General features: G+C 58.2%; 23 protein-coding genes and 2 rRNA genes. 12 read left to right on the top strand and 13 right to left on the bottom strand.

What is annotated here, in order from left to right; genetic code table 11:
- Positions 1–33: 33 nt before the first annotated feature.
- The 4 genes from A3709_RS04700 to A3709_RS04715 form a co-directional block, all read right to left on the bottom strand.
- On the bottom strand, positions 34–1,074 hold the full coding sequence (locus A3709_RS04700; protein WP_066050773.1) for an OmpA family protein: 1,041 nt from the start codon (positions 1,072–1,074) through the stop codon (positions 34–36).
- Positions 1,075–1,165: 91 nt separating this feature from the next.
- On the bottom strand, positions 1,166–1,861 hold the full coding sequence (hda, locus tag A3709_RS04705) for a DnaA regulatory inactivator Hda (protein ID WP_066050776.1): 696 nt from the start codon (positions 1,859–1,861) through the stop codon (positions 1,166–1,168).
- Positions 1,851–2,933: an AI-2E family transporter gene (locus tag A3709_RS04710; protein ID WP_066050781.1), complete on the bottom strand. Its 1,083-nt coding sequence runs from the start codon at positions 2,931–2,933 to the stop codon at positions 1,851–1,853. Before A3709_RS04710 ends, hda begins: the two co-directional genes overlap by 11 nt.
- Positions 2,921–3,952: a DUF2066 domain-containing protein gene (locus A3709_RS04715; RefSeq protein ID WP_197484067.1), complete on the bottom strand. Its 1,032-nt coding sequence runs from the start codon at positions 3,950–3,952 to the stop codon at positions 2,921–2,923. Before A3709_RS04715 ends, A3709_RS04710 begins: the two co-directional genes overlap by 13 nt.
- 132 nt (positions 3,953–4,084) lie before the next feature.
- Here A3709_RS04715 and purM point away from each other — a divergent pair, with 132 nt between their 5' ends.
- Genes purM through A3709_RS04730 form a run of 3 tightly spaced genes read left to right on the top strand, consistent with a single transcriptional unit; the run spans position 4,085 to position 6,487 of the window.
- Complete coding sequence (gene purM / locus A3709_RS04720) at positions 4,085–5,125, top strand: phosphoribosylformylglycinamidine cyclo-ligase (protein WP_066050787.1); 1,041 nt, start codon at positions 4,085–4,087, stop codon at positions 5,123–5,125.
- Positions 5,119–5,781, top strand: a complete 663-nt coding sequence (gene purN, locus A3709_RS04725; RefSeq protein ID WP_369795121.1) for a phosphoribosylglycinamide formyltransferase — start codon at positions 5,119–5,121, stop codon at positions 5,779–5,781. The genes purM and purN overlap by 7 nt, the downstream gene beginning before the upstream one ends.
- Positions 5,762–6,487, top strand: coding sequence for a DUF3108 domain-containing protein (locus A3709_RS04730; protein ID WP_066050790.1), 726 nt, complete (start codon positions 5,762–5,764; stop codon positions 6,485–6,487). The genes purN and A3709_RS04730 overlap by 20 nt, the downstream gene beginning before the upstream one ends.
- A 56-nt stretch (positions 6,488–6,543) precedes the next feature.
- Here the strand turns inward: A3709_RS04730 and dcd are convergent, their stop codons facing one another.
- Genes dcd through metG form a run of 3 tightly spaced genes read right to left on the bottom strand, consistent with a single transcriptional unit; the run spans position 6,544 to position 9,995 of the window.
- Positions 6,544–7,113 carry a dCTP deaminase gene (gene dcd / locus A3709_RS04735; RefSeq protein WP_066050794.1) on the bottom strand — a complete coding sequence of 190 codons (570 nt, stop codon included), beginning with the start codon at positions 7,111–7,113 and terminating at the stop codon, positions 6,544–6,546.
- 18 nt (positions 7,114–7,131) lie between these two features.
- Positions 7,132–7,947, bottom strand: coding sequence for an iron-sulfur cluster carrier protein ApbC (gene apbC / locus A3709_RS04740; protein WP_082849894.1), 816 nt, complete (start codon positions 7,945–7,947; stop codon positions 7,132–7,134).
- Positions 7,948–7,955: 8 nt separating this feature from the next.
- Positions 7,956–9,995 (bottom strand): methionine--tRNA ligase, encoded by a 2,040-nt coding sequence (gene metG, locus A3709_RS04745; protein WP_066050797.1) that lies wholly within the window; start codon positions 9,993–9,995, stop codon positions 7,956–7,958.
- A 223-nt stretch (positions 9,996–10,218) separates the two neighbouring features.
- On the opposite strand from metG, the gene rsxA reads away from it, so the two are divergent.
- From rsxA to A3709_RS04775, 6 genes are all read left to right on the top strand, one after another.
- Complete coding sequence (rsxA, locus tag A3709_RS04750) at positions 10,219–10,797, top strand: electron transport complex subunit RsxA (protein WP_066050800.1); 579 nt, start codon at positions 10,219–10,221, stop codon at positions 10,795–10,797.
- A 6-nt stretch (positions 10,798–10,803) separates the two neighbouring features.
- On the top strand, positions 10,804–11,427 hold the full coding sequence (rsxB, locus tag A3709_RS04755) for an electron transport complex subunit RsxB (protein ID WP_066050803.1): 624 nt from the start codon (positions 10,804–10,806) through the stop codon (positions 11,425–11,427).
- A complete protein-coding gene (rsxC, locus tag A3709_RS04760) occupies positions 11,424–13,733 on the top strand; it encodes an electron transport complex subunit RsxC (RefSeq protein WP_066050805.1) in 2,310 nt (769 codons plus the stop codon). The genes rsxB and rsxC overlap by 4 nt, the downstream gene beginning before the upstream one ends.
- 1 nt (position 13,734) lies before the next feature.
- Positions 13,735–14,760 carry an electron transport complex subunit RsxD gene (gene rsxD, locus A3709_RS04765; RefSeq protein WP_066050808.1) on the top strand — a complete coding sequence of 342 codons (1,026 nt, stop codon included), beginning with the start codon at positions 13,735–13,737 and terminating at the stop codon, positions 14,758–14,760.
- Entirely contained in the window at positions 14,760–15,371 is a 612-nt protein-coding gene (gene rsxG, locus A3709_RS04770) for an electron transport complex subunit RsxG (protein WP_066050811.1), read from the top strand. The genes rsxD and rsxG overlap by 1 nt, the downstream gene beginning before the upstream one ends.
- Complete coding sequence (locus tag A3709_RS04775) at positions 15,371–16,087, top strand: electron transport complex subunit E (protein WP_066050814.1); 717 nt, start codon at positions 15,371–15,373, stop codon at positions 16,085–16,087. Before rsxG ends, A3709_RS04775 begins: the two co-directional genes overlap by 1 nt.
- 14 nt (positions 16,088–16,101) lie before the next feature.
- Here the strand turns inward: A3709_RS04775 and A3709_RS04780 are convergent, their stop codons facing one another.
- The 3 genes from A3709_RS04780 to A3709_RS04795 all read right to left on the bottom strand — a co-directional run bounded on the left by A3709_RS04780 (position 16,102) and on the right by A3709_RS04795 (position 18,497).
- A complete protein-coding gene (locus tag A3709_RS04780; RefSeq protein WP_229801624.1) occupies positions 16,102–16,500 on the bottom strand; it encodes a hypothetical protein in 399 nt (132 codons plus the stop codon).
- A 1-nt stretch (position 16,501) separates the two neighbouring features.
- The gene (gene rimI, locus A3709_RS04785) at positions 16,502–16,942 is read right to left on the bottom strand and encodes a ribosomal protein S18-alanine N-acetyltransferase (protein WP_066050817.1); all 441 of its coding nucleotides are present in this window, start codon (positions 16,940–16,942) and stop codon (positions 16,502–16,504) included.
- A gap of 733 nt (positions 16,943–17,675) precedes the next feature.
- Complete coding sequence (locus tag A3709_RS04795) at positions 17,676–18,497, bottom strand: glycosyltransferase (protein ID WP_197484068.1); 822 nt, start codon at positions 18,495–18,497, stop codon at positions 17,676–17,678.
- Positions 18,498–18,834: 337 nt separating this feature from the next.
- On the opposite strand from A3709_RS04795, the gene A3709_RS04800 reads away from it, so the two are divergent.
- Both A3709_RS04800 and A3709_RS04805 read left to right on the top strand, forming a co-directional pair.
- Positions 18,835–21,150 carry an Ig-like domain-containing protein gene (locus A3709_RS04800; protein WP_066050826.1) on the top strand — a complete coding sequence of 772 codons (2,316 nt, stop codon included), beginning with the start codon at positions 18,835–18,837 and terminating at the stop codon, positions 21,148–21,150.
- Between the two features lie 110 nt (positions 21,151–21,260).
- Complete coding sequence (locus A3709_RS04805; protein WP_197484069.1) at positions 21,261–24,404, top strand: HD domain-containing phosphohydrolase; 3,144 nt, start codon at positions 21,261–21,263, stop codon at positions 24,402–24,404.
- Here the strand turns inward: A3709_RS04805 and A3709_RS04810 are convergent.
- A complete protein-coding gene (locus A3709_RS04810) occupies positions 24,401–24,604 on the bottom strand; it encodes a hypothetical protein (protein ID WP_066050832.1) in 204 nt (67 codons plus the stop codon). The genes A3709_RS04805 and A3709_RS04810 overlap by 4 nt on opposite strands.
- 246 nt (positions 24,605–24,850) lie before the next feature.
- Between A3709_RS04810 and A3709_RS23035 the strand changes: the two genes are divergently transcribed.
- Positions 24,851–25,045, top strand: coding sequence for a hypothetical protein (locus A3709_RS23035; RefSeq protein ID WP_156507566.1), 195 nt, complete (start codon positions 24,851–24,853; stop codon positions 25,043–25,045).
- A 324-nt stretch (positions 25,046–25,369) separates the two neighbouring features.
- Here A3709_RS23035 and rrf read toward each other — a convergent pair.
- Positions 25,370–25,485: ribosomal RNA gene (gene rrf / locus A3709_RS04815) — 5S ribosomal RNA — on the bottom strand.
- Between the two features lie 170 nt (positions 25,486–25,655).
- A 23S ribosomal RNA gene (locus A3709_RS04820) occupies positions 25,656–26,033 on the bottom strand; the annotation flags it as partial.

Genomic DNA, 26,033 nt, shown 5'->3' on the forward strand with positions numbered 1-26,033 from the left:
CAGGCTGCTTGCGCGGGTACTTTGCTGGCAAGCTTACTCTGCGTACTCCACTTCCAGCGTCGCCATGACACGTCGGTTTTCAGCGCGACCCTCACGGGTGGCGTTGTCCGCCACAGGCTGACTCTCGCCATAACCCTTCGCTTCCACACGCCGTGGTGCTATGCCGTGCTCATTAACCAGCAGGTCAGCCACAGCCTGGGCGCGGCGTTGTGACAGGCTCTGGTTGTAGCTCTCGGGGCCACTGCTGTCGGTGTGCCCTTCAATGTCCACATGGACGTCCTCAAAACGCTTGAGGAAGTCGGCGAGCTCGCTCACATCATTGAAGTACTTTTCCTCTACCGTGGACGAATCGAAGCCAAAGTTGACCATCATCTTGATCGAAGCGACCTGGGTGACCGGCAGCGGACAGCCTACGGAATCGACCCGTGTGCCGGCGGGTGTACCCGGGCACTGGTCCATATCATCGGCCACGCCGTCACCGTCTTCATCACTGAACGTGTATGCGCCGGCGTCGCTGGCACCTGCGCCCGAAGTGCCGTCTACATCACCGAGATAGTAGTTGAGACCAACGCTTAGCAGCGTGTCCTTGTAATGTTCGTCCAGGCTGTAGAGCATCCGCGCCTCTCCAGACAGACCCAGACGCTGAGTAATCATCCAGCGAGCACCAAGACCACCATTCAAGGTGGTCTCCACCGTATCGGCATCGCCATAGTCAATGTCGATCTCGCCAGCACCAAACGCCAGATAGGGGCGAATGCGTCCCGCATCACCGATATAGCTGCCACCGTAATACTTCATTCCGAGCTGCCAGGTGACAATATCGGCGCGGCCCATGCCATCTTCGGTGCGGGTATCGTCATCGGCATACAACACCTCAGCCGCCCACTTGTCATTAAATGCCCACTCCAGCCCCGCCCATGGCGTCTCGGTGTCATTCAGTTCACGAGAGCCATCGTTTTTCCACAGGCCCATACCTAAATTAAGGGTCAGGGGAATCTCGGCATGGGCGGCGGGCGTAACGACAGCCAGGCTTGTGGCCGCCAGTACGGCCGAACGGAGAAAAGTTTTTTTCATGGGTATACCGCTCTCTGAGGTTTGGTTACATGACTCCAAAGAGTAGCACTCGATTGTGACAGCGCCAGCCAAAGACACCGGTATTCGTTCGCTAAAACCCCAGCGTCTGTTTCACAAACGGTATGGATAACGCCCGTTGATAGGCCAGCGACGCTCGGTCGAGTTTATCCAGACAATCGAGCAACCCATCCAGGCTGCGTGGAGCACGCTTTACAAGGTAGGCGGCAACCTCCGGGGGCAGTTGCAGGCCGCGAAGCGCCGCGCGGAATTCGAGTATCAGGCACTTGCGTTCGTCGTCGCTGGCGGGCAGGTGATGCACCACTCCCCATGCAAGGCGGGAGCGAAGATCTGCCAGATCCACTTCAAGTGCTCGCGGTGAAGCAGCCGCGGCGAGCAACAGACGGCAGCCTGTTTCGCGGGCAGTGTTGTACAAATTGAACAACGCCATTTCCCAGGCGTCGTTGCCGACCACAGCATCCAGATCATCCAGGCACAGCAACGCCATATGCTCTGCGCCCGCCAACACATCCTGCGGGGCGTAGCCAGCCAGTTCGGCCAGGGGCAAATACAGCGCTCCACCGCCGGCCAGGTGACAGGCCGCCTGCAGCAGATGTGACTTGCCGCTGCCCGAGCCGCCGTGAAGATAAATGACCGGCTCGCCCTCGGCGGCAACCTGCTGACGCAGGCTACCGAGCAATACAGCGCCCCCGTCCCCCGCCAGATAGTTTTCAAATGTGGCGTCGTCTCGCAGGAAGACTGGCAGCGCCAGCTGAGCTTCACTCGCCATGGTACAACTCACTTTCTCGATAATGCGCCACCGCATGGCGCACAAAAACCATGATGACTGCGGCCACCGGTAGCGCCAGTACAACGCCGACAAAGCCGGCCAATTGGCCACCCGCCATCAGCGCGAAAATCACTGCCACGGGATGCAGGCCTATGCGGTCACCGACCAGCACGGGCGTAAGAATCATCGACTCCAGGGCCTGGCCAATGCCGAACACAATGGCCACCCAGATCAGGGCTGTCCACTCACCAAACTGCGCATAAGCTGCGATAAAGGAAGCCAGAATGCCCACCAGGAAGCCCAGATAAGGCACGATACTGGCGAGGCCAGCAATCAACCCGAGCAACAGCGCCAGCTCCACACCAACCAGCCACAGCCCGATACTGTAGATAACACCCAGTGCACACATCACCAGGAACTGTCCGCGGAGAAAAGCGCCAACCACTTCATCTGCCTCTCCGACCATGTATCCAACCCGGTCCTGCCAGGCCACCGGCAGCAGATTTAAGGCCTTGGCCACTAACAGATCCCAGTCACGCATCAGGTAGAAGGCAACCACAGGGACCAGGGCAAGATTGGCGAGCCCCAATAACAGGTTGGCACCCGAGCCGGTGATCTGTCTGAGCATACTGGCAGTGAATTTACCCACCGACTGCCAGTTGTTGGCCACCTGCTCCGACCAATCCATTTGCGGCAAGCTGGAGCCGGGTAGATCAAGACGGTCCTGCAGCCACGGAATGGCCACCTGGGTCACCCAATAGTAGATATCCGGCACCCGTGACACCAACGCATCCAACTGATGCAGCAACCTCGGCACGGCGAACAGCACAGCGGCAAGAAACAGCAAGGTGAAGAGTAGGAATACCACCAGTACACCGCCGGTGCGGCTGAGACCACGACGCTCCCAGGCATCCACCAGTGGATCACCGAGGTAGGCGATCAACGCTCCCAGTACAAACGGGCTGAGAATAGGCTCCAACAGATAGAGCAATACGGCGGCGACTACGAAAGTAGCCAGCAGCAACGGCCAGCGTTTCACAACAGCTTGCTCTGGGGGCGTTAGTTCTGCCACAGGTACTCCAGTGCGCCGGCGCTACCACCCTGGGCCGCCAGGTGTTCATTCAGTTCAATCAGCTTGGCAAGGTCGTCGGCCTCTGCCAGTGACACCAGCGCCAGTTCCAATCGATCGCCGGCGATTCGGCGCACATTGGCATGATCAACGAGCTCCAGATTTTCCAACCAAACCACCAGTTCCGCGTAAGCAGAAAACTCATTGATGCCAGACACGTTCAGCATCACCAGTGCATCATCGCCGGCACTGGTCACAACCGCGTATCGCCTGGCCATGCTCTCTGCGGCCAGCCCCACCCCCTGGCGGGAGAAACTGGCAGATTCCGGGGCAGATGCGTGGCGATCGAGGCGATTGCGACCATCGAGATAACTCCAGTCTCCCAGCCATTCGCCTGTCGACATGGCCACCACACGCCCAAACAGCACGTCTTCCATGCCATAGCGCTGGGACGCAGCCTGCAGTGCTCCACCGTCGAGGTTCCACACATCATCCACGCTAACAGCTGTCGCATCGGTAAGGTCGTACAGTGGCAATTGCGCGGGAATACCGCGCTGATCAAACTCCGCCATTAATTGGCGGGCCAGATCCGGCGTGGTATCCATGCTCACAAACTGCCGGTCGCCATTCTGCTCAGCCACCAGCCATGCGATTACCCGCGGCCGATTGGCCGTCCACAGGGGTAGCCCGGCCTGCTTGACCAAGCGCTGCACATATCCGGACTCAAACTGAAAACGCGCCACCAGCCCGCCCTCACCTTCGGCAAAGGCATATTGCTGGACATGGTCTCGCGCGCCGGCCATCGCCTTCTGAACCGAAGGATGATTGAGTGCGCCTTCACTGCCTGAGACCTTGATAACCACCTGGCCAAGGGCATCGCGCGAGGCCGCTGCCAGCGCCTGGGAGCTCTGGTCGGTCACCGGCACTGAGGCGGAGTATAGATTGCGAACCACATCGGCAGATGCGGCTGCGGCCAGCAACATCAGGCTGGCCCCTAACAGACGGGCGATTATTCCGAGCACTGGCATGCTCCCGTGATGGATCAGGCCGTCATTGTAGCAGCCCCCGCCACACTTACAATTTGCAGGTGCGCCGCGGGAGCTGGCGAGCTAAAATAGCCGCCCATTTCGCAACCATTCTGGACGCAACAGCCCATGACTGACAGCAGCAGCCCTTCTTCACTCAGCTACAAGGACGCAGGGGTCAACATCGATGCCGGTAATGCCCTGGTGGAACGCATCAAGGGTGTCTCCAAGCGCACTGCACGCCCCGAGGTCATGGGAGGTCTGGGCGGCTTTGGCGCGCTCTGCGAAATCCCCGAGGGTTACAAGCAGCCTGTACTGGTCTCCGGTACCGACGGTGTAGGCACCAAACTGCGCCTGGCAATGGATCTCGGCATCCATAATACGATCGGCATTGATCTGGTGGCGATGTGCGTCAACGACCTCGTGGTCGCCGGTGCCGAACCCCTGTTCTTCCTCGACTATTACGCCACTGGCGCACTCAATGTGGATACCGCCGCGGCCGTGGTTGAAGGCATTGGCAAGGGCTGTGAGTTGTCTGGCGCAGCGCTGGTCGGTGGCGAAACCGCCGAAATGCCCGGCATGTACGAGGGTGAAGACTATGACCTCGCCGGTTTTTGCGTCGGCGTGGTCGAGAAATCCGAGATTATCGACGGCAGCAAGGTGGCCGAGGGCGATGTGCTGATCGGCATTGGCTCCAGCGGCGCGCACTCCAACGGTTACTCACTCATCCGCAAGATCATTGAAGTCAGCGGTGCCGATCTCAGCCAATCCATGGGCGACACCACCCTGGGCGAGGCATTGCTCGCCCCTACCACCATTTATGTGAAAGCCCTGCTTGCGCTGTTCAAGCAGGTGGAGGTCAAGGCCCTGTCTCACATTACCGGTGGCGGGCTGCTGGAAAACCTGCCCCGGGTGCTGCCCGACAACACCAACGCTGAGATAAACACTGAGAGCTGGGAGTGGCCCGAAGTGTTCCAGTGGCTGCAGGCCCAGGGCAATGTGGAAACCCGCGAAATGTACCGCACATTCAACTGTGGCGTGGGCATGGTCGTTTGCGTCAGCGCTGCCGATGAGGCCGCCACCCAGGCCTCTCTCGAGGCCTCAGGGCACACCGCATGGCGTATCGGCAGCATCGCCGCAGGAAACCACGAGGTTGTGCTGTCATCGTGAGCGAAAAAGCCCGCATTGCGATCCTGATTTCGGGTCGCGGCTCCAATATGCAAGCCTTTATCGACGCCTGTGCCAAGGGCGACCTCCAGGCCGATATCTGCCTGGTCTTGAGCAATAACCCTGATGCGGCCGGTCTCGAGCGGGCGGCCGAGGCGGGCATCACCACGGTATGCGTCAATCATCGGGATTATGATTCCCGCGAAACCTTCGACGCGGCCCTCGTCCACGCACTGGCACCTTATGAGCCCGATCTGGTCATTCTGGCCGGGTTTATGCGTATTCTTACGCCGGTATTTATCGAACCTTTTGCCGGAAAATTATTGAACATTCATCCATCACTGCTGCCCAAGTATCCGGGGCTGCACACCCACCAGCGTGCCCTGGATGCCGGCGACACCGAAGCGGGCGTCACGGTACACTACGTGACGCCGGAACTGGATGGCGGCCCGCCCATTATCCAGGCCCGGGTTCCGGTAGAAGCGGGAGATACCGCCGAGACACTGGCACAACGGGTGATTGTGCAGGAACACATGATATACCCCATCGCCGCCCGCTGGCAGCTTGAGGGGCGACTGCAACTGACAGCGACCGGCGCCCGCCTTGATGGCGAGACCGTTCCCGCAACAGGTATCGATTATGCTGAAGGTACTCACTAAAACGTTTTTCTCTCTCCCGGCCTTCACGCTGGGCGTCGCGCTTGCTACGGGCTCTCCAGTGGCCTATGCCGCTGAAACCACCCTGCAACCCTACACTGCCCAATATCGAACCACCGCTCGCGGCATTGGCCTGAACCTCACCCGCAAACTGCAGGCGAACAAGGATGGCAGCTACACCCTGACCAATGGTGGCAAAATCATGGTGGTCGGCTTCCAGGAGATCAGTGTCTTCAATACCGACGAAGAAAAAGTCCTGCCTAAATCCTATGTCTATCAGGGGTCGGGGTTGATCAATCGGCGTCGCGAAGTGCACTTTACGCCAGGCTCCGACGTTATCCGCAGCCTGTACAAGGACCAATGGTACGACCTGCCCTATACCGAGGGCACGCTGGACCGCATGAGCCAACAGGAACAACTGCGGCTGTTTCTGCTCAATGATCCCACCCCCAAGGAAGACATCACCATCCGCGTGGCCGACGGTAAACGGGTTAAGGACTACACGCTGACCTTCCGCGGCGAGGAAGAGATCGAAACCCCCATGGGCAAGTTCAATACCCTGCACTTCGAGCGTATTCACGACGAACCGGACCGCTCATCGAAAACCTGGATTGCCCCCGAGCTGGATTACCTGATGGTGAAAACCGTCCATATTGAAGACGGCAAGCCGGTAGAGATGGTCCTGCTCAACGCTGACATCGGTAAGTAAATGAAGCGCAATCAAAAACGGGGCCATTGGCCCCGTTTTTGATCAAAGACTCGCTATCAGGCTTTGGGCAGCGTCACACCCGTCTGTCCCTGATACTTGCCACCACGGTCCTTGTAGCTCACATCACACACTTCATCTGACTCGAAGAACAGCATTTGTGCGACGCCTTCATTGGCGTAGATTTTCGCCGGCAGGGTGGTGGTATTGGAAAATTCCAGGGTGACATGCCCTTCCCACTCGGGCTCCAGTGGCGTCACATTCACGATGATGCCGCAGCGCGCATAGGTGGATTTACCCAGGCAAATCGTCAGTACGTTCCGCGGAATACGGAAGTACTCGACGGTGCGGGCCAGGGCAAAGGAGTTTGGCGGAATCACGCAGACATCGCTGGTGACATCAACAAAGCTGCCCTCGTCAAACCCCTTCGGATCAACCGTTGCAGAATTGATATTGGTGAACACCTTGAACTCGTTAGAACAACGAACGTCATAGCCGTAGCTGGACGTCCCGTAGGAGATCAGGCGACTGCCGTCCTCACCGGCGCGAACCTGGCCGGACTCAAACGGCTCAATCATGCCCTGTTCTTGCGCCATCCGGCGAATCCATTTATCTGCTTTGATGCTCATCCTGATCGCTCTTGTTAATTAGTCGTCTGAAATCTTGATCTCGGGGAACTGTTTCACCGCGCTGTCGTCACGGTTTGCCAGGCTGGCGGCAATCTTGTCCGCCATCGCCAGGTATAGCCCAGCGACCGCTGAGTCTGGCTCGGCGACAACGGTGGGGTTACCTGCGTCAGTCTGTTCACGAATACTGCGCTTTAGTGGCAGGCTTCCCAGCAAGGGTACGCCGTACTCGGCCGCCATTCTCTGGCCACCCTCTTCGCCAAAAATATGCTCAGCATGGCCACAGTTACTGCACACATGCATCGCCATATTCTCCACGATACCCAGGATCGGAATATCCACCTTGCGGAACATTTCCACACCTTTCTGGGCGTCTAGCAGGGCAATGTCCTGGGGCGTGGTCACGATCACCGCTCCGGCAACCCGGGCCTTCTGCGACAGCGTTAACTGCACATCACCGGTGCCGGGAGGCATATCAATAATCAGGTAGTCCAGCGGCCCCCACAATGTCTGCTCGAGCATTTGCGCCAGGGCGCCACCGGCCATAGGACCGCGCCACACCATGGGCGTTTTGTCCGTCACCAGGTATCCCATGGACATGGTTTTCAGCCCCTGGGCTTTCACCGGCAGCAGGAACTGCCCCCCCTGCTGTTCGGGGCGCACATCGTCTGCCACCCCCAACATCACCTGCTGACTGGGGCCGTAAATATCGGCATCCAACAGGCCGACCTCGGCACCGCGCGCCTTCAGGGCCAATGCCAGATTGACGGCAGTAGTCGATTTGCCAACGCCACCCTTGCCGGAGGCGACAGCAATAATATGTTTAACTTCGTTCATGAGTGCCCTTATTTAACCTGCATACCCGGCTGGGCGCCAGCGTGGGGCTCCAACAGGTAGATATCTTCACTGCCCGGCCCTGCCGCCAGCACCATACCTTCAGAAACACCGAAGCGCATTTTGCGCGGCGCGAGATTGGCCACCAGAATCGTCAGCTTGCCTTCCAGATCCTCGGGCTGATACGCCGCCTTGATGCCGGAAAATACCTGCTTGGTACCCAACTCACCCACATCCAGGGTCAGCTGCAACAACTTGTCTGCCCCTTCCACATGATCGGCGGCGACAATTTTTGCCACCCGTAAATCCACCTTGGCGAAATCATCAAACTCGATGATGCCTGGGGCCTGTTCAGCGGGCTTGGCCTTGGCAGCTTTGGCCGGCGCTTTCTCCACCGGAGCCTCCGCAGGCTTGCTGGCCTCTACCATCGCTTCCACGTCCTTGGGATCGACGCGCTGTATCAGGGGTTTGAACTTGGTCAACTCGTGGTCAACCAGCGGCGCCTTAAGTTCAGTCCAGTCCAGCGACACATTGAGGAAGGCTTCTGACTTCTCCGCCATCACGGGCAGCACGGGTTTCAGGTATGTCATCAACACCCGGAACAGATTAATGCCCACGGAACAGGCCGCGTGCACTTCGGCTTCGCGACCCTCCTCTTTCGCCAGTACCCAGGGCTTCTTCTCATCGATGTACTGGTTGGCCTTGTCGGCCAGAGCCACAATTTCACGAATGGCTTTGTTAAATTCGCGGCACTCATACAATTGGGCAATCTGCTCGCCCGCTGCAATAGCTTCACCTACCAGCTCCGGTTCAGCGCACTCGGGCGCCAGGCGATTGGCAAAACCCTTCTTGAGGAACCCGGCGCAACGACTGGCGATGTTAACCACCTTACCTACCACGTCAGAATTGACGCGCTGCACAAAGTCCTCCAGGTTCAGGTCGATATCGTCGACCGAATCACCCAGCTTCGCGGCGAAGTAATAGCGAAGGTACTCTGGCTGCAGGTGTTCAAGGTAGGTACTGGCATTCACAAAGGTGCCGCGACTCTTGGACATCTTGGTGCCATTTACGGTCAGGAAGCCATGAGCGAAGATCGCCGTTGGCGTGCGCAGGCCCGCAGAGTCGAGCATGGCCGGCCAGAACAAGCCGTGAAAATTGATAATGTCCTTACCGATAAAGTGATACAGCTCCGTATCACCACCGGGTTGCCAGTACTCGTCAAACGCGTGCCCGGTGCGCTCACAGTAGTTCTCAAAGCTGGCTATGTAGCCGATCGGGGCATCCAGCCAGACATAAAAATACTTGCCGGGTTCACCCGGGATCTCGAAGCCGAAATAAGGCGCATCGCGACTGATATCCCATTCCTGCAGGCCCGCGTCCGTCCACTCACGTAATTTGTTCGCGACCTGTGGCTGCAGGGTATCGGAGTCCAACCACGCCTTGAGCATGTCTTCAAATTCTGGCAAGCGGAAGAAAAAGTGCGTGGACTCACGATCGACCGGGGTCGCACCGGAAATCGCCGATACGGGGTCTATCAGGTCAGACGGGCTGTAAGTAGCGCCACAGTTCTCGCAGTTGTCGCCGTACTGATCCGGCGTTTTGCAGCGCGGACAGGTCCCTTTAATGAAGCGATCCGCCAGAAACAGTTCCTTTTCAGGGTCAAAGGCCTGCGTGATCTCACGGCTGGCAATGTGGTTGTTAGCTTTCAGGCGCTTGTAGATTTCCTCGCTCCACTTGCGATTTTCCTCGGAATGGGTGGAGTGAAAATTCGCAAAGTCGATTAGGAAGCCTTCGCTGTCTGCCATGTGCAGCTGACGCATATTATCGATGTGCTGCTCAGGGGTAATGCCCAGCTTTTCAGCTGCCAACATAATCGCCGTGCCGTGGGCGTCATCAGCACACACATAGAGGCAGTTGTGGCCACGCGATTTCTGGAACCGCACCCAGATATCGGTCTGCACCTGCTCCAACATATGCCCCAGGTGCAAGGGGCCGTTAGCGTAGGGCAGTGCACTGGTCACGAGAATTTTGCGCGGGGCGTCAGCAGCCATGGGGTTGGGTGTCCGTATGCTCGAAAAAATGGGGCGCTACTATAGCGGTTTTGCGGTTCCCCGTCATGCTCGCCGCCGTTGCGAAAAAATACTGGACTAATGATCGTTAGTTTGGGTTTACATACTGCCATTGCACCGGTGACGGGTTAGAATGAGTGATTGGACAATACGGCAAAAAAAAGTCAGTACTGACTGTTTTGCAATCTTGCGGTAAGATAACCTCATGTTGGCTGATTATTCCATTCTGTTGGTCGGGGCGATCCTGGTGAACAACTTTGTGCTGGTGCAGTTCCTCGGACTGTGTCCGTTCATGGGTGTGTCCAACAAACTGGAAACCGCCATGGGCATGTCTATGGCCACCACCTTCGTGCTGACGCTGGCCTCAGCCCTGTCCAATATCACCTACCATTTTCTTTTGGAGCCGCTGGGGCTCGCCTACCTGAAGACGATCTCCTTCATCCTGGTCATCGCCGTGGTCGTGCAGTTCACTGAAATGGTGGTGCGCAAATCCAGCCCATTGCTGCACCGGGTGCTCGGCGTTTATCTGCCGCTGATCACCACCAACTGCGCCGTACTCGGCGTCGCCCTGCTTAACATTAACCAGGAACATACGTTTACCCAGGCGCTGTTTTACGGTTTCGGCGCCGCGGTCGGGTTTTCGCTGGTGCTCGTATTGTTCGCCGCCATGCGCGAGCGCCTTGCCGTAGCGGATGTGCCCACACCGTTTAAAGGGGCGGCAATCGGCATGATTACGGCTGGACTGATGTCTCTCGCATTCATGGGCTTCGCGGGTCTGGTGTAACTCTACATGTATGAACTGATCGCACAATACCCGCTGTTCGCCGCGCTGTTCGCCCTGGTAGCGCTGGGTGTGGTATTCGGCGCGCTGCTGGGGTTCGCCGCGGTGCGCTTCAAGGCTGAAGGCAACCCTATCGTCGACGAGATCAACGCCATTCTGCCCCAAACCCAATGTGGTCAATGTGGTCACCCTGGGTGTCGGCCCTACGCCGAAGCGATCGCCAACGAAGGCGAAGCAATCAACAAGTGCCCCCCTGGCGGCCAGGCAGGTGTGCAGGCACTTGCCGACCTGCTCGATATGGAAGCACCGGAGCTGGATGCAGAACACGGCGAAGAAACTGAAACCATGGTGGCCTACATTCGCGAGCCCGAATGTATTGGCTGCACCAAGTGCATTCAGGCGTGTCCGGTGGACGCCATCCTCGGCGCAGCAAAACAGATGCACACAGTCATCGCCAGCGAGTGCACGGGCTGTGATCTGTGTGTTGAACCCTGCCCTGTAGATTGCATTGAAATGCGTCCGGCAGAGGCCGCCAGCCTGCAGAACTGGGTATGGGACCTGCCCGACCCAGTGAGCCGCGAGGTGGACATTATTGCCACCGATGCCAAGCCTGAGAGCGAGAGAGCCGCGTGAGAAAGATTTTTGATTTTCACGGCGGCATCCATCCGGCCGAGAACAAGTATCAGTCGGTGCGCACACCTATCGCCCAGGCCGGCATCCCCGCGCAGTTGATTCTGCCGCTGGCGCAACACATTGGTGCACCGGCAATGCCTGTTGTTGAGGTCGGTGAAAAAGTCCTCAAAGGGCAGGTCATCGCCGAGCCAGTGGGTTTTGTCAGTGTTCCTCTGCACGCACCCAGCTCTGGCCTGATCACCGCCATTGAGGATCGGCAAATAGCACACCCCTCTGGCCGCACAGCGCGCTGTATCGTGATTGATACCGACGGTCAGGACGAGTGGATAGCTCACAGCGGTACGGACAACTACCGGGAATTAGACAAGAGCGAATTGATCAATCGCATTCGCAATGCAGGCATCGCCGGCATGGGCGGCGCGGGTTTTCCATCTGCCGTAAAACTCTCCGTACGCCCGGATACCCGCATTGATACGCTGATTATCAATGGCACAGAGTGTGAGCCCTACATCACCGCTGACGATATTCTGATGCGCGAACGGGCCGACAAGATTATTGCCGGTGCGCAGATTCTCAGCCATCTGATCAGCCCCGGTGAAATCCTGATTGGTGTGGAAGACAACAAGCCGGAAGGTATTGCTGCACTCACGGAAGCCGCAGCAGACACCGACATTCAAATCGTCATCTTCCCAACCAAGTACCCCTCCGGCGGTGAGAAGCAGCTTATCGAGATTCTCACCGGCAAGCAGGTTCCCTCCGGTGGCCTGCCGTCTGATGTGGGCATTGTCTGTCAAAACATTGGCACCACGGTGGCGATTCGCGACGCTGTCATCGATGGCAGACCACTGGTATCAAGGGTTACCACGGTCACCGGCGACAGCGTGGCCGAGCCGCAGAATTTTGAAACCCTGCTGGGCACCCCCATGGGCTACCTGCTGGAACAGGCAGGCTATGCGCCGGAAAAGAACAACCGATTGATCATGGGCGGCCCGATGATGGGCTTTACCGTGCCCCGGGCAGACGTACCCATCGTCAAAACCACCAACTGTGTACTGGCGCCCACGGAAGCCGAGCTACCCACCCCGCCCCCCGCCCAGGCCTGCATTCGCTGCGGTACCTGTTCCGAAGCATGCCCGGCGAGCCTGCTGCCACAGCAAATGTTCTGGTTCGCCCAGGGCCAGGAATACGAGAAGCTCGAGCAACACAATCTGTTTGACTGCATCGAGTGCGGCGCCTGTTCCTACGTGTGCCCAAGCCACATCCCCCTGGTGCAGTACTATCGCGCCTCCAAGGCAGAGATACTGCAGCAGCGTAAGGACGCGGAGAAATCCGAGTACTCGCTCAAGCGGTTCGAAGCGCGGCAGGAGCGCCTGGCCAGGGAAGAAGCCGAGAAAGAAGCCAAGCGTGCCGCTCGCAAGAAGGCCGCTGAAGCGAAAGCCAAACAAGCCGCAGAACAGGGTGCTATTGAAGAAGATCCTATCCAGGCAGCGATCGAGCGCGCCAAGGCCAAGAAAGCCGCACAGGCCGAAGGGGCTAGCGGCGAGAATGAGCTGGAAAAACTGGAAAAGGCGGTAGTCAACACGCGCAAGCGGCTCGACACAGCCACCGCCAAGCTGGAGACCGCCAAATCGGAAAACCCGGATCTGGTCGACGCACTGCAAACCGGCGTGGACAAAACCAGGGCCAAGCTCGCAGCAGCCGAAAAGGCACTGCAAGATTACCAGCAGGCCAATGCGCCGGAGTCAGCATCAGCCGCGGCAGAGCCCGCCGATGCCGCGCAACTCGCCATCCAGAAAGCGATGGCGGCGCGCGAGGCAGACGCCAGTAAGAGCCCCGAGGAAAAAGCCAGGGACAACCTGACCAAACTGGAATCCCGGCTGGCGAAGTCGCAGGCCAAACTGGCCCAGAGCCGCGACGCAGGCGACGAGGAAAAAATCATTGATGCGCTGGTGTCGACGGTTGAACGCCTCACCGGCAAGGTCGAAGAAGCCCGCGCGGAACTTGCCAAACTCGCACCTGCAGCCGAACCCGCAGCAGCGGCAGCTGAACCGCCGAGTGCGGCCGATGCAGCAATTGCCCGCGCCAAGGCAGCCCGGGAGGCTACTGCCGCCATGTCGCCGGCAGAAAAGGCTCGCGACAACCTGCAAAAGCTCGAGGCCCGGCTGCAGAAATCGACAGAGAAGCTCGCCGCCGCACGCGAGGCAGGCGACGATACCGTGGTCGAGGCACTGGAAGCATCCTTGGAAAAAATGAACGCCAAAATTGACGACGCCCGCGCGAAAGTTGCCGAGATGGGAGACGCATAACATGGCACTGATGCGTATCACTTCTCCCCACGCGCATACCGCGCGCTCCACATCCGACCTGATGCAAAACGTGCTGCTGGCTACCGTGCCCGGCGTGCTCGTGCTCACGTACTTTTTCGGTTTCGGCATCCTGCTCAATATTGCCTGGGCCTGCGTGCTGGCAATCGCATTCGAAAGCCTGGCGCTCAAGCTGCGCGGCCGCCCCCTGGCGTTTTATCTCAAGGACTGCAGTGCGCTGGTGACGGCAGTGCTGCTGGGCATTGCCCTGCCGCCCTACTCGCCCTGGTGGCTGATTGCCGTCGGCATGGGCTCGGCTATTCTGCTGGCCAAGCACCTCTACGGCGGCATGGGCTACAACCCCTTCAACCCTGCCATGGTCGGCTACGTGGTATTGCTCATCTCTTTCCCGGTACAGATGACGTCCTGGGCAGCGCCGCGGGGTGCAGGCGAACTCCCCGATCTCATGGCCTCGATTCAGGCCTTGTTTACCCCGGCCGCATTTGACGCCGTCACCATGGCGACACCGCTGGATGTATTGAAACAGAACAACAGCCTGCTCATGGAAGACCTCTGGCGGGCCAACCCGCAGTTCGGCCGCTGGGGTGGTCTGGGTTGGGAGTGGGTGAACATTGCGTTTCTCGCCGGCGGCCTGTGGCTGATTTATCAGCGCGTATTCACCTGGCACGCCCCGGTGGCCATGTTGGTGGTTCTGGCCTTGATGAGCGCGCTGTTCTACGACGGCGGTTCCAGTGCCAGCGGCGGTTCACCGCTATTCCACCTGCTCTCTGGTGCGACGATGTTCGGCGCGTTTTTCATCGTCACCGATCCCGTCTCATCGGCGGTCTCCAACCGTGGCCGCCTGATCTACGGCGGTATGATCGGCCTGCTGGTGTATCTGATTCGCGTCTGGGGCAACTACCCCGATGCCGTGGCCTTTGCCGTGCTGATCATGAATCTGGCAGCACCCTTTATTGATCAGTACACGCAGCCGCGCACCTATGGACACAACGCACGAGGCACCAAGTAATGCTGGGGCAGTCCATCACTCGCAACTCCTTGCTACTGGCGGCATTCGCCATCGCGGCCGCACTCACCCTGGCGGGCAGCTACCTGGGCACTAAAGATCGTATTGCCGCGGAAATCCGCAAGGCCGAGGAGAAAGCCCTGCTGCAAATTGTGCCGCGAGATCGGCATGACAATTCCATGCTTGACGACNCCCTGGCTGTCGGCCCGGAGGTCAGCGAACTGGGGTTGCGCAGCGATAAACAGATCTACCTGGCCCGCCAGCAGGGTCGCACTGTAGCGGCCATTATTCCGGCCACCGCACGCGACGGCTATAGCGGTGATATCGACCTGATTGTCGGCGTCAATGCCGATGGCAGCATTGCCGGCCTGAGGGTGCTGGCACACAAGGAAACACCCGGACTTGGCGACAAGGTCGACCTGAACAAGTCGGATTGGGTGCTGGACTTCGAGAACAAGACCCTGGCGAATACCTGGGCAGTTAAAAAAGATGGGGGCGAATTCGATGCCTTCACAGGAGCGACCATTACACCTCGCGCGGTCGTTAATGCCACACGTCGGGTGCTAGAGTACGCCCAAGCCAATCACGCGCGTCTTTTTGCGGAGGAAAGCTGATGGCTGCAGATGTAAGTTATAAAGACCTGTCGCTAAACGGGCTGTGGAAAAACAACCCTGCCATCGTGCAGCTGCTTGGCCTGTGCCCGTTACTGGCCGTGACAGGCAGCGTGGTAAACGCCATCGGCCTGGCACTGGCAACCACTCTGGTACTGGTGACCTCCAATACCTGCGTATCACTGATCCGCAACATTGTCTCTGATGCGATTCGCCTGCCCGTCTTTGTCATGATTATTGCCGCAGCGGTGACTTGCACCGAGCTCCTCATGCAAGCCTTCGCTTATGAGCTGTATCAGATACTGGGGATTTTCCTGCCTCTGATCACCACCAACTGTGTCATTCTCGGACGCGCTGACGGCTTTGCCTGTAAGAACAGCCTGCTGCCCTCTATTTATGACGGCCTGATCATGGGTGTCGGCTTTGGCGTGGTGTTGGTATTACTAGGAGCGATGCGCGAGCTGGCAGGCACCGGAGCACTGTTTGCAGATATGGATTTGCTGCTGGGCCCCGCCGCCGTGGACTGGAAAATCGTGGTATTTGAGGAATACGAGTCGTTTCTGCTGGCGATACTGCCGCCCGGGGCATTCATCTTCACGGGGCTCATTATCGCCATGAAGAACATCATCGACGGTCGCATTCAGGCCCGTATCGACGCGGCCCGGGAGAAGCCTGAAAGCGGTTCGCGCCGGGTGCGGGTCACCGGCACCATCAGCTGAGCCGGGGCTCTGTGCTACAGAGCCTCCAGCGTATCCAGAATTTCATCGACAGCGGCGTCGTCCATGCCGCGGTTTTCTTCTTCGCAGCTGTAGGTCACAAATAGCAGCATCCCGCCGAGCGCCACATACCACTCGCGAATGGCGGCCTCTTCTTCCACATAGCTGCTCGTCAATCCCTTGAACGGCCCCAGACTGGCAGATTTCCACACCTGCTGAGGGTCTGATTCCTCGCGCACGATCTGCTCTACGGTAGCGGGGTCAAATGCCCCGGTTTCCTTGTGCAGGGTAGATATTTCAATACACCCAACACCGTCGTGGTCGCCCACCAGAATGCTCTCTTCCTGGGCTTCAGCCCACCACTCCGGCGGCAGCGCCAGGCTCCACCACTCTGTCTCGAGTATGTTTATCGACAATTCACCATCTCCTGGACATTAACAGGGCGTCCTCGCGCCCTTCGGCTGTCTTGTAATAATCACGGCGCCGGCCGTCCAACTGGAAGCCGCGTTTCTCGTAAAGGCCTCTGGCCGCCACATTGCTCTCACGCACTTCCAACATGCATCGCACGGCACCCAGTGCCTGCATTTGCTGCAGTGCCGTATCGAGCAGCAACCGCCCGTATCCCATTCCCTGAGCCTCGGGAAGCACGGCCACATTGTCCACGCTTGCCTCGTCGAGTACCAGCGCGTAAATCAGGAACCCCCAGACATCGCCTGACTGCTCAAGCACCAGGGCATGACAATGCGATTCGTGATTAAAGTAGCGCGACAAAGAGTCGGGTTGCCAGGGCTGATCAGACACCAGGGCATCGATGCCAGCCGCTACCGCAACATCGGCGTCAGCGCCAGGCCGCACCATGTCAGGCAGTGACTATCGGCTGTAAGTCAGCCCAGACCTGGCGTTTGCAGGCGGGTGTATCCAGCATCTCCCGGGTGCTGAGGGNAGCGACACTCGCAACGCCCTGAAGCATATCGGCGATGACCCAGTGCGCCGCCGGCGCACCGAGAGAGACCAGGGCGCGGCACCTGGCCTCACCCAGGTGACGCTGCAGGTATGCCGTCAGGCTGGCGCGAGCCGCATCCTCCCCCTGGTCCAGCTGGGGGTTACTGTGCATTGGCCAATCGAACTGTGCCACCCGGGGCTTGGCCTGCTGAGCCCCTACCGCGCGAGCCATGGCGTGCACCAACTGCACCTGCTCTCTGGCCAGGGGCATCCCCTGAAGCACTTCCAGCCAGGCAACATCGCCACAAATGATGACACCCAGACTGAATTTCACACCGGGTGAAGCGTGCCTGGCAGGCGCCGCCGGCGCTGCAGCCTGTTGAGTTGCTACGGCACTGCCGCGGGAGCCGACATCCACCTCGAGATTGGGCATTGGCGGCACTTCCGCACGCGTGTCTGGCTGCCCATGTGCCGGTGCGGACTGCGGCGCAGGTGCCATAGTTTCTATCACCGTCAGGCGCTGCGTCGGCGCCGCCCCGGGCAGCTGCCTGCGGGACACATAGGCATCAATGCCCATGGCCTGCAGATAGTGCGAGCGGCGAATGGTATCAGCGGCGGTGGATAGCGGGGAGTTCACGGCGTTATCCTATCACGCCCAACGCCAGCCGTGCTGGCGGAAAAAGCGAATCCCGGCACTGGCAAACATTTTCACGTGGGCGAAGCCCTTGCTGCCCGCATATCCGCCGTGGTGAACAATCCGCATGGCAGGCAGGTACAACACACGACCCAGAGTAGCCATGCGCAACGACAGGTCAAAATCCTCGAAATAGAGGAAGTAACGCTCGTCGAAATCACCCGCAGCCGCTAACTGCTCGCCGCGCGCGAGCATAAAGCAGCCACTGGCAAGGGGTACCTCAACCTCGCGGTCGCCCCGGCACACATCCGACATTTCGTAATCAGCCATCCGTTCGGGGCACCAACGCCTTCCCAGCCCGGGCGCAAAAGCCCGGAGCGCCAGCACCAGTACCGACGGATATCGCTTACACAGATACTCGCGCTCGCCATTGCTTCCCGTGGCGTCTGGGCTGAGCAGCACCACCTCGGGCGCGTCGCGCAACCGGGCGAGGCCAACTCGCAACGCCGCCGGGCCAATTTCCACGTCGGGGTTGAGGATCAGGTGATAGTCACCCCGGACACGGCCCAGGGCCACGTTATGCCCGGCACTGAAGCCGCGGTTAGCTGCCATGGGGAGGTAGTGAAGCTGACAGGGGCCATCGGCGCAGGCCGTTTCGAATTCAGCCAAGAGGGCGTTCAGTTGGGCCCGGTACACACCGCTTGAGGCGTTGNCCACTACAGTCACCGCCACTGACGAGACCAGCTCCGCAGCACGAGCGTTCTCCGCTGCCTGGACCAGGCTGGCGAGCGTTTTGCGCAAATAGTCCAGAGAACTGTGGTAAGTGACAATCGACACGGTCAAATTCATCGGCGCATGGTAGCAGTTACTGCCGATCAGGACAGATTTGTGGGCTATTTAGTGCCAAAAACAACGTTTCATAACTTTTTACACTATTTTTCTTTTCTTCCCATTCCACAGGGCTATTATCGTGCTAATTGGGGGTGGCTAAGACTTTGTGTTAAAAATCACAAAACACGGCTATCACCATGTTTTTATGGGGTTTTTACAAAACCCCGTGTTAAGCTGTGAAAAGTGTTAGCGGAACGTTGACACACTGGTGCATATCACCAGAATCAGTAGATGCCGGATCACAATATTAAGACTCGCAGGATGTGAGCTACAGGGGAACAAGATGATTACTCGATTCGCCTCTCTCAGCAGCCGATTGGCTGCTACTTTAATCGCGCTATGTGCCATTACCGCCTGTGGCGGCGGTGGCGGCGGTGGTGGAGGCGGCGGCTTCCTCGGTGACTCCGGGGGCAGCAGCGATACCTACTTTATTCAGGTCGCACTGAAGGATTCAGACGGCAACGAGACCAGCACGGTCACACCTAACTCCCCCGGCACCCTGCAGGTGCTTGTGACCCAGAACAACCCCAACGGCAACCCGATTGCCGATGTGATCGTTACCGCTTCGACCAATAGCGGCCTGCTATTCCCCTCCAGCGGTTCCAAACTGACCAATGCGGAAGGCGCTGTGACCTTCCGTATCGAGGCAGGCAATGAAAGCCGCGGCGCAGGCACCATCGAGGTCTCAGTAGAAGACCCGAGCGGTAATGTCGTTACCGAATCCATTAACTTCCAGCTTGGCGTCAACGGCCTTCGCCTCGGCTTTATCCTGGACGGCGTTTACTACGATGCGGAAATCGGCATTGCACCGAACGAGCCGATTGCTGCCCAGGGCAGCGCCATCCTCGCGCTGGCCGTTGTCGACGAAAACGACGTACCAGTGGCCGGTGCCGAAAGTGTCCGGATCACCAGTGCCTGTATCAATTCCGGTGAATCCACACTCTCTCCCGAGAATCCCATCGCGGTACCCAACGGCCAGATTACGGTCGACTATCAGGTGGGTTCCTGTAGCGGAATCGATCAACTGACCGCGGAAATTATCGGTACTGAGGCCCAGGCCTTTGGAACGATCGAGATCGCCGAGCCCGCTGCCGACTCACTGACTTTCATCAGCGCCGACCCCACCCTGATCGTACTGCGCGGCACCGGTGGCGGCCCCGATCGCAAAGAACAGTCTGAAGTTAAGTTTGAAGCTGTCGACTCCCAGGGCAACCCCCAGGAAGGCGTGATGGTTGATTTCTCCCTGACCACTGACGTGGGCGGCATTACGTTCAACCCGGCCTCCGCCACTACTGACGCGGAAGGCATAGTATCCACCTTCGTTAACTCCGGCGATGTGGCCACGGTGGTTCGCGTTGTGGCGACCATGGACGCCATGAACGGTGAAGGGACTGTCTCGGCAGTATCCGACGTGCTCACCATCAGCACCGGTCTTCCTGACCAGAACTCCATCTCACTGTCTGTGGAAGGTACCAGCGTGATGATCGAAGACGCCATGCGCGTCGACGGTATTACCCGTGCTATCACTGTGCGCATGGCGGACAAGTTCAACAACCCCGTACCCGACGGCACTGCAGCGGTATTCACCACTGAGTACGGCTCTATTGAGTCTGCGTGTCAGACCACCAATGGCGCCTGTAGCGTGACCTGGACCAGCCAGGCTCCTCGCTTCCCCACGCTGCCAGAGAATCAGGAGCTGGTTCGCACCATCTATGATGCTGACTACGCTTGCCCCAGCCACAATGCCAACGGTGGCCCCTGCCCCGATGACCTGGGCTTCATCCGCGGCGCACGCTCCACCATTCTCGTAACAGCCATTGGTGAGGAGTCCTTTATTGACGCCAACGCCAACGGTATTTACGACGAGGGCGAGCGCTTTGCCAACCTGACCGAGGCCTTCCTGGATAATAACTGGAACGGCTTCTACGACCCGGCGCGCACCTACTGCGTGAACAACCCCACGCTGCGCGAGTGTCGCGCTGGCTCTGAAGAGATATTCACTGACTTCAACAACAACGGTGTATTTGATGCCAACGGCGATGACCCCGCCAACGGCTACCCCGATGAGGGCGTAACCGCCGTCTACAACGGCCTGCTGTGCCCGCCTGAAGGTGACGGTGTTTACTGTAGCCGTGAGTTGGTTAACGTTCGCGACGATCTGCAAATCATCCTCTCGGATAACCCCGCCTGGGATGTCCTGGTGGTCGATAACCGGGGCAACGCGGTCACCGACACCGCCTTTAACGGCGGCGAGTACCAGGTGTACGTCTCTGACACCTTTAACAACGCACCGATTGCGGGAACCACCATCTCCGTAACCTCCAGCGTGTGTGAGGTCAATCTCTCAGGCAACACCGAAGTGCCCAACGCTATTCTCCCGGGCGCCTTCGGGGTCTCCCTGACCCAGGGCGGATCGGTGACCTACGCATCCTGTCGAGATGAGGAGCGCCCATCCAACACCAGCGAGTTCCAGATCAATGTGGGTAGCGAGTACAACGAGACCTTCAGCTGCGTCATCCAAGTGATTGACGACGCCAGTGACTGCCCCGAGCCCGAGGGTGGCGGCGGTGGCGATGACGGCCTCTCCAACGGCGGCTGATTACCAGCACTCAATAAAAGCCGCGGCACCAGCCGCGGCTTTTTTTTGCCTGTAGAAATGGCGAATATGTGCTTTATTTATAGTCGCCCCAACATAAAGGATTGCGCGACTTGAGCATAAAAAGGGTACACACCACCATCCGGATGACGGTGGTCACCGTTTTCGTATTAGCCACCGTGTTCACAGCTGCCGTGGCTATCGGCCTGCAGTATTATTTCAGCCACGCGATGGCCCGCAATGCGGCCGCTGACCTCTATAAAAGTACCGCCGAGAGTGTGGCCGCAGAACTGCAGGGAATCGGCATGGTAAATACCAATGTCATCGACCTGCTGGCAGAAAATCAGGACCTGGCCGAGCGCGACCGAGAAGCAGCCACACTGAAGATTTTCGTCCAGGTGCTGGAACTCAATCCCATGATTTACGGTGCCTACGTGGGCCACCGGGATGGGCACTTCTTCCAGGTGGTGAACCTGCAGGTCAGTGAAACCGCACGCGCCAAACTACTCGCAGTGCCCTCCGACCGCTGGGTGGTGATACGGGTCGACAAAACCCCGACAGGCGCCGTGCGCACCTACGATTATCTCGATGCCAATCACCAGATCCGAACCAGCCGCAGTGAACCTACCGACTACAATGTTGTGTCGCGCCCCTGGTATCAGGCGGCTTTCGCTAGTGGCGAAGTAGAGACCTCTGCTCCCTATCTGTTCGCGCACCTTGGTGCGCCCGGGCGCAGCATCTCCCGCCGCATTGTCGGCTCGGATGCGGTTGTGGGCATGGATATGACCATGGCCACCACATCGGAGTTTCTGGCCACGCGCAATGTCGCGGGCGACAGTTCAATCTACCTCTATAAAGCAGACGGGACGATTATCGCCTCCAGCGTCACTCACGCCGATGACGCTGCCCAGCTGCCGCTACCGGAGATGCAGCTAACCCCGAGTGATCGCTCCTTCCTCGCCCGCCTACCCACGCTGAAAGTCTCTAACGAAACCAACTGGCCACCGTTTGACTACAGCCAGGAAGGCGAGCCAAGGGGCTACTCCGTAGACACGATCAACCTCCTGGCGGAAATGCTCAACCTGAACATCGAGTACGTGGACGGCATGACCTGGAACGAATTGGTGGCAGCCTTCCAGGCCGGCGATATCGATTTGCTCCAATCCGTCATTCTCACTGACAGCAACAGTAACTGGGGCTTGGCCGGTGAACCTTACGTGCAAATTCCCTACGCCTTGCTGACCAGGGAGGGTGAGCCCAACCTGAGCCGTCTGGCGTTTGTGGGCGAGCGAAAACTGGCGATCCCAGAGGGCTGGTCCGTTATCGATGTGGTGCGCAAAAACTTCCCCGAAATTAGCATTGTCGAGGTCGGCAGCACGCTGGACGCCGTGCGCAAGGTGGCTAGCGGCGAGGTGTACGCGGCCTTGGACAGCGAGATCATTCTCCGCTACATCACGCGCCACTATTTCATCCCCGGCCTGCAATACCATAAAGATATCGACCTGGGCGCAGGTCAAATCCCGGATAAGCTCCACATACTGACGAGCGCGGATGAACCCAGATTACGCGAACTTCTGGACCGGGCCATTCTTGCTATCGACGAACAACACCAGGCGCGGCTCGCTGCCAGCTGGCTGAACTTCGATTCCCAACTCGATGAGACGACCTCAGAGACGCTCCCGGGCCAGTTGATGGTTGATATCGCCAATACGCCAGCGATGCAGGATCAATTGCATGAGACAACCCTGTCAGAGCGGGATCATATTGTGTTCGGCATGCCGATATCCTCGGCCAACAGCAGCATGATGCTGGGGATCGTCACGCCGCTGGATACGGTCATGGCACCGTACCTGGAAAAAGTCCGGCTATCGATTCTCGTCACTTGCGGGTTGCTGTTGCTAATCCTGCCGCTGTCCTGGTTATTTGCCAACCCTATCGTCAACCCTATTCGCCAACTGGCACGAGAGAACGACAAGGTGCGCCGCCGGGAGTATGACAGCGTGGCCCCCGTGACCTCGCGGGTGAAGGAACTCGATGAGCTGAGTGAATCCATGGTCAGCATGGTGACCTCCATCCGCGCCCACGAAGAGGCCCAGCGCGAGCTCATGGATGCCTTTATCCGCCTGATCGCCGAAGCCATTGACCAGAAGTCGCCCTACACCGCCAGCCATTGCGAGCGCGTCCCTGAACTGGCACTCATGCTCGCCAGGCATGCCTCCGACAGCGATTCGGGCCCATTCCAACATTTCAGCCTGACTACGGACGACGAGTGGCGTGAGTATCGTATCGCCGCCTGGCTGCACGACTGCGGCAAGATCACCACACCCGAGCATATCGTGGACAAGGGCAGCAAACTCGAATCCATTTATAACCGGATTCACGAAGTGAGAATGCGGTTCGAGGTATTGTGGCGCGACGCTGAAATACACTACTGGGAACAGCGTACAGCCAACCCGGAACAGGAGAGCGCGTACGCGGCCGAGCTCCAGGCAATGCAGCGGCAGCTGCAGGAAGACTATACCTTTGTCGCGCAATGCAACGTGGGGGGTGAATTCCTCGATGAAGCGTCCCAGGAGCGATTACGGACCATTGCGGACCGCAATTGGACGCGCTATTTTGATGATCGGATAGGACTGTCACCTGTGGAAGAGCTGAGACTGCAGGGTGAAGGAGCACCCACTCCGGCTGAGGAGCCGCTGTTAAGTGACAAGCCTGAGCATATTATCGAACGCACCCGCTCCACCGACTATGACCCCAGCCTTGGCATCAACATGGATATCCCAGTGCACCTGTACAACCAGGGCGAAATCTACAATCTCTCGATATCAAGGGGGACGCTGACGGCTGAAGACAGGTTCAAGATCAATGAACACATGATCAGCACGATTAAAATGCTGGAGAGCCTGCCGTTCCCGCCAGAGCTCAGCAAAGTGCCCCGCTATGCATCGACGCACCACGAGACCATGCGCGGCTCTGGCTATCCGCGCAAGCTGCCTGGAGAAGAACTTTCCATCCCCGAGCGTATCCTCGCGGTAGCCGATGTCTTCGAGGCACTGACGGCTGCAGATCGACCCTATAAGAAAGCCAAGCCTGTTTCCGTGGCTATCGATATTCTGCACAAGATGGTGGAAGATCAGCACATTGATCGTGACTGTTTCGAGCTATTCATCCGTGAAGGCGTGCACATGGAATACGCCGAGACCTATCTGGCCCCGGAGCAGATCGATGAGGTGGATGTTGCGAAATACCTGAGCTAGCTGCTCTGCTGCTCACATTCCTTGGAACCCCGTGACCGCCAGCCATACAGCGTATTATCCGACGTGTCATAGGTCATTCCGGGACAACGGGCATCCATAACGCCGTCGCGATCCAGATCATATGGCGAGTGGTGAACCACACCGTGGGTGGAACAGCCGGCCAAGGCGGCCGCAACTACGATAAATACTAAAGAGCGCATCCATTTTTCTCCTTTATTCTTCCTGCTCACAGACTAGTCCAAAGAGGTCATTTGGGCCAACTTCCCGCCAAGGCCAAGTCACCTACCTGGCTATGCTGAGCCCCAAGTCTTGTGTGAACAAGGTAACAGTTTCGGTATTCCAACGCTTTTCAATAGCTTAATTGCGATTTGTCACTGCTACCCCACGAAAAGCTTATAAAAACTCGGGCATACATTTTGAGTGACGCTCCCGACCGCAGCGATTAAATGAATTACGTGATCTTTGGCAACAGCGAGGCCGATGCGATTACCGATCTCAGCGCCAATGCGACGCTGAACTGGGAGAGTGGCAGATCCGATGGGGGACAGACCACGATGAATCCCTGGCAAGCAGAGCAATCGGGGGCTGTTCCAAATAGTGTTTTAGGGATTAATCGTGGTCTGTCCCCTTTTCCGGGCTAACTCATCCCTAACCTCACCCGTGAGAACAGGTTATCGCCTGGGTAATCTATTCTTCTATTCTCTGCGCGCATAAAAAAATCCCGCTAACGGGATTTTGGGTTAGAACGAGGGGCGCCTCCGCCACTGGCGATGACCTACATTGGGTTGCGAACGGTGCTCGCAATCGCTTCGCGATGCCTGCGGCACCCCTTCGCCGTTCACCGCTGGTGAACAGGCTGCGTCACATGGCAACCCTGCGGGTTGCTTAACGGGGCAGAGAATCAACCCATCCTAAAAAACAAAACCCCAGTAGCACAAGCGCTACTGGGGTTTTCTTTTTTAGAAGCCTGGCGATGACCTACTCTCACATGGGGAAGCCCCACACTACCATCGGCGATGCAACGTTTCACTTCTGAGTTCGGGATGGGGTCAGGTGGTTCCATTGCTCTATTGTCGCCAGGCAAACTGGCTTGCTGTCGTTGGTCTCACGCGCACTTTGCACTGCCTCGTCTCAACAAATAGGGTGGTAAATCAAACTGTCTGTTCTTCGTGTTTCTCAACACCGGACTTGTCACAACATCCAACTGTCTTCTTTTGTCTCACCTGGCGGTGAGCAAATAACTTGGATTATATGGTCAAGCCTCACGGGCAATTAGTACTGGTTAGCTCAACGCCTCACAACGCTTCCACACCCAGCCTATCAACCTTGTAGTCTTCAAGGGCCCTTCAGGGGAATTAAATTCCCAGGGAGAACTTATCTTGGGAGGGGCTTCCCGCTTAGATGCTTTCAGCGGTTATCCTGTCCGAACATAGCTACCGGGCAATGCGTCTGGCGACACAACCCGAACACCAGAGGTTCGTCCACTCCGGTCCTCTCGTACTAGGAGCAGCTTCCCTCAATTCTCCAACGCCCACGGCAGATAGGGACCGAACTGTCTCACGACGTTCTAAACCCAGCTCGCGTACCACTTTAAATGGCGAACAGCCATACCCTTGGGACCGGCTTCAG

The organism is Halioglobus sp. HI00S01, assembly GCF_001635445.1.
Classification (GTDB): Bacteria; Pseudomonadota; Gammaproteobacteria; order Pseudomonadales; family Halieaceae; genus Halioglobus; species Halioglobus japonicus.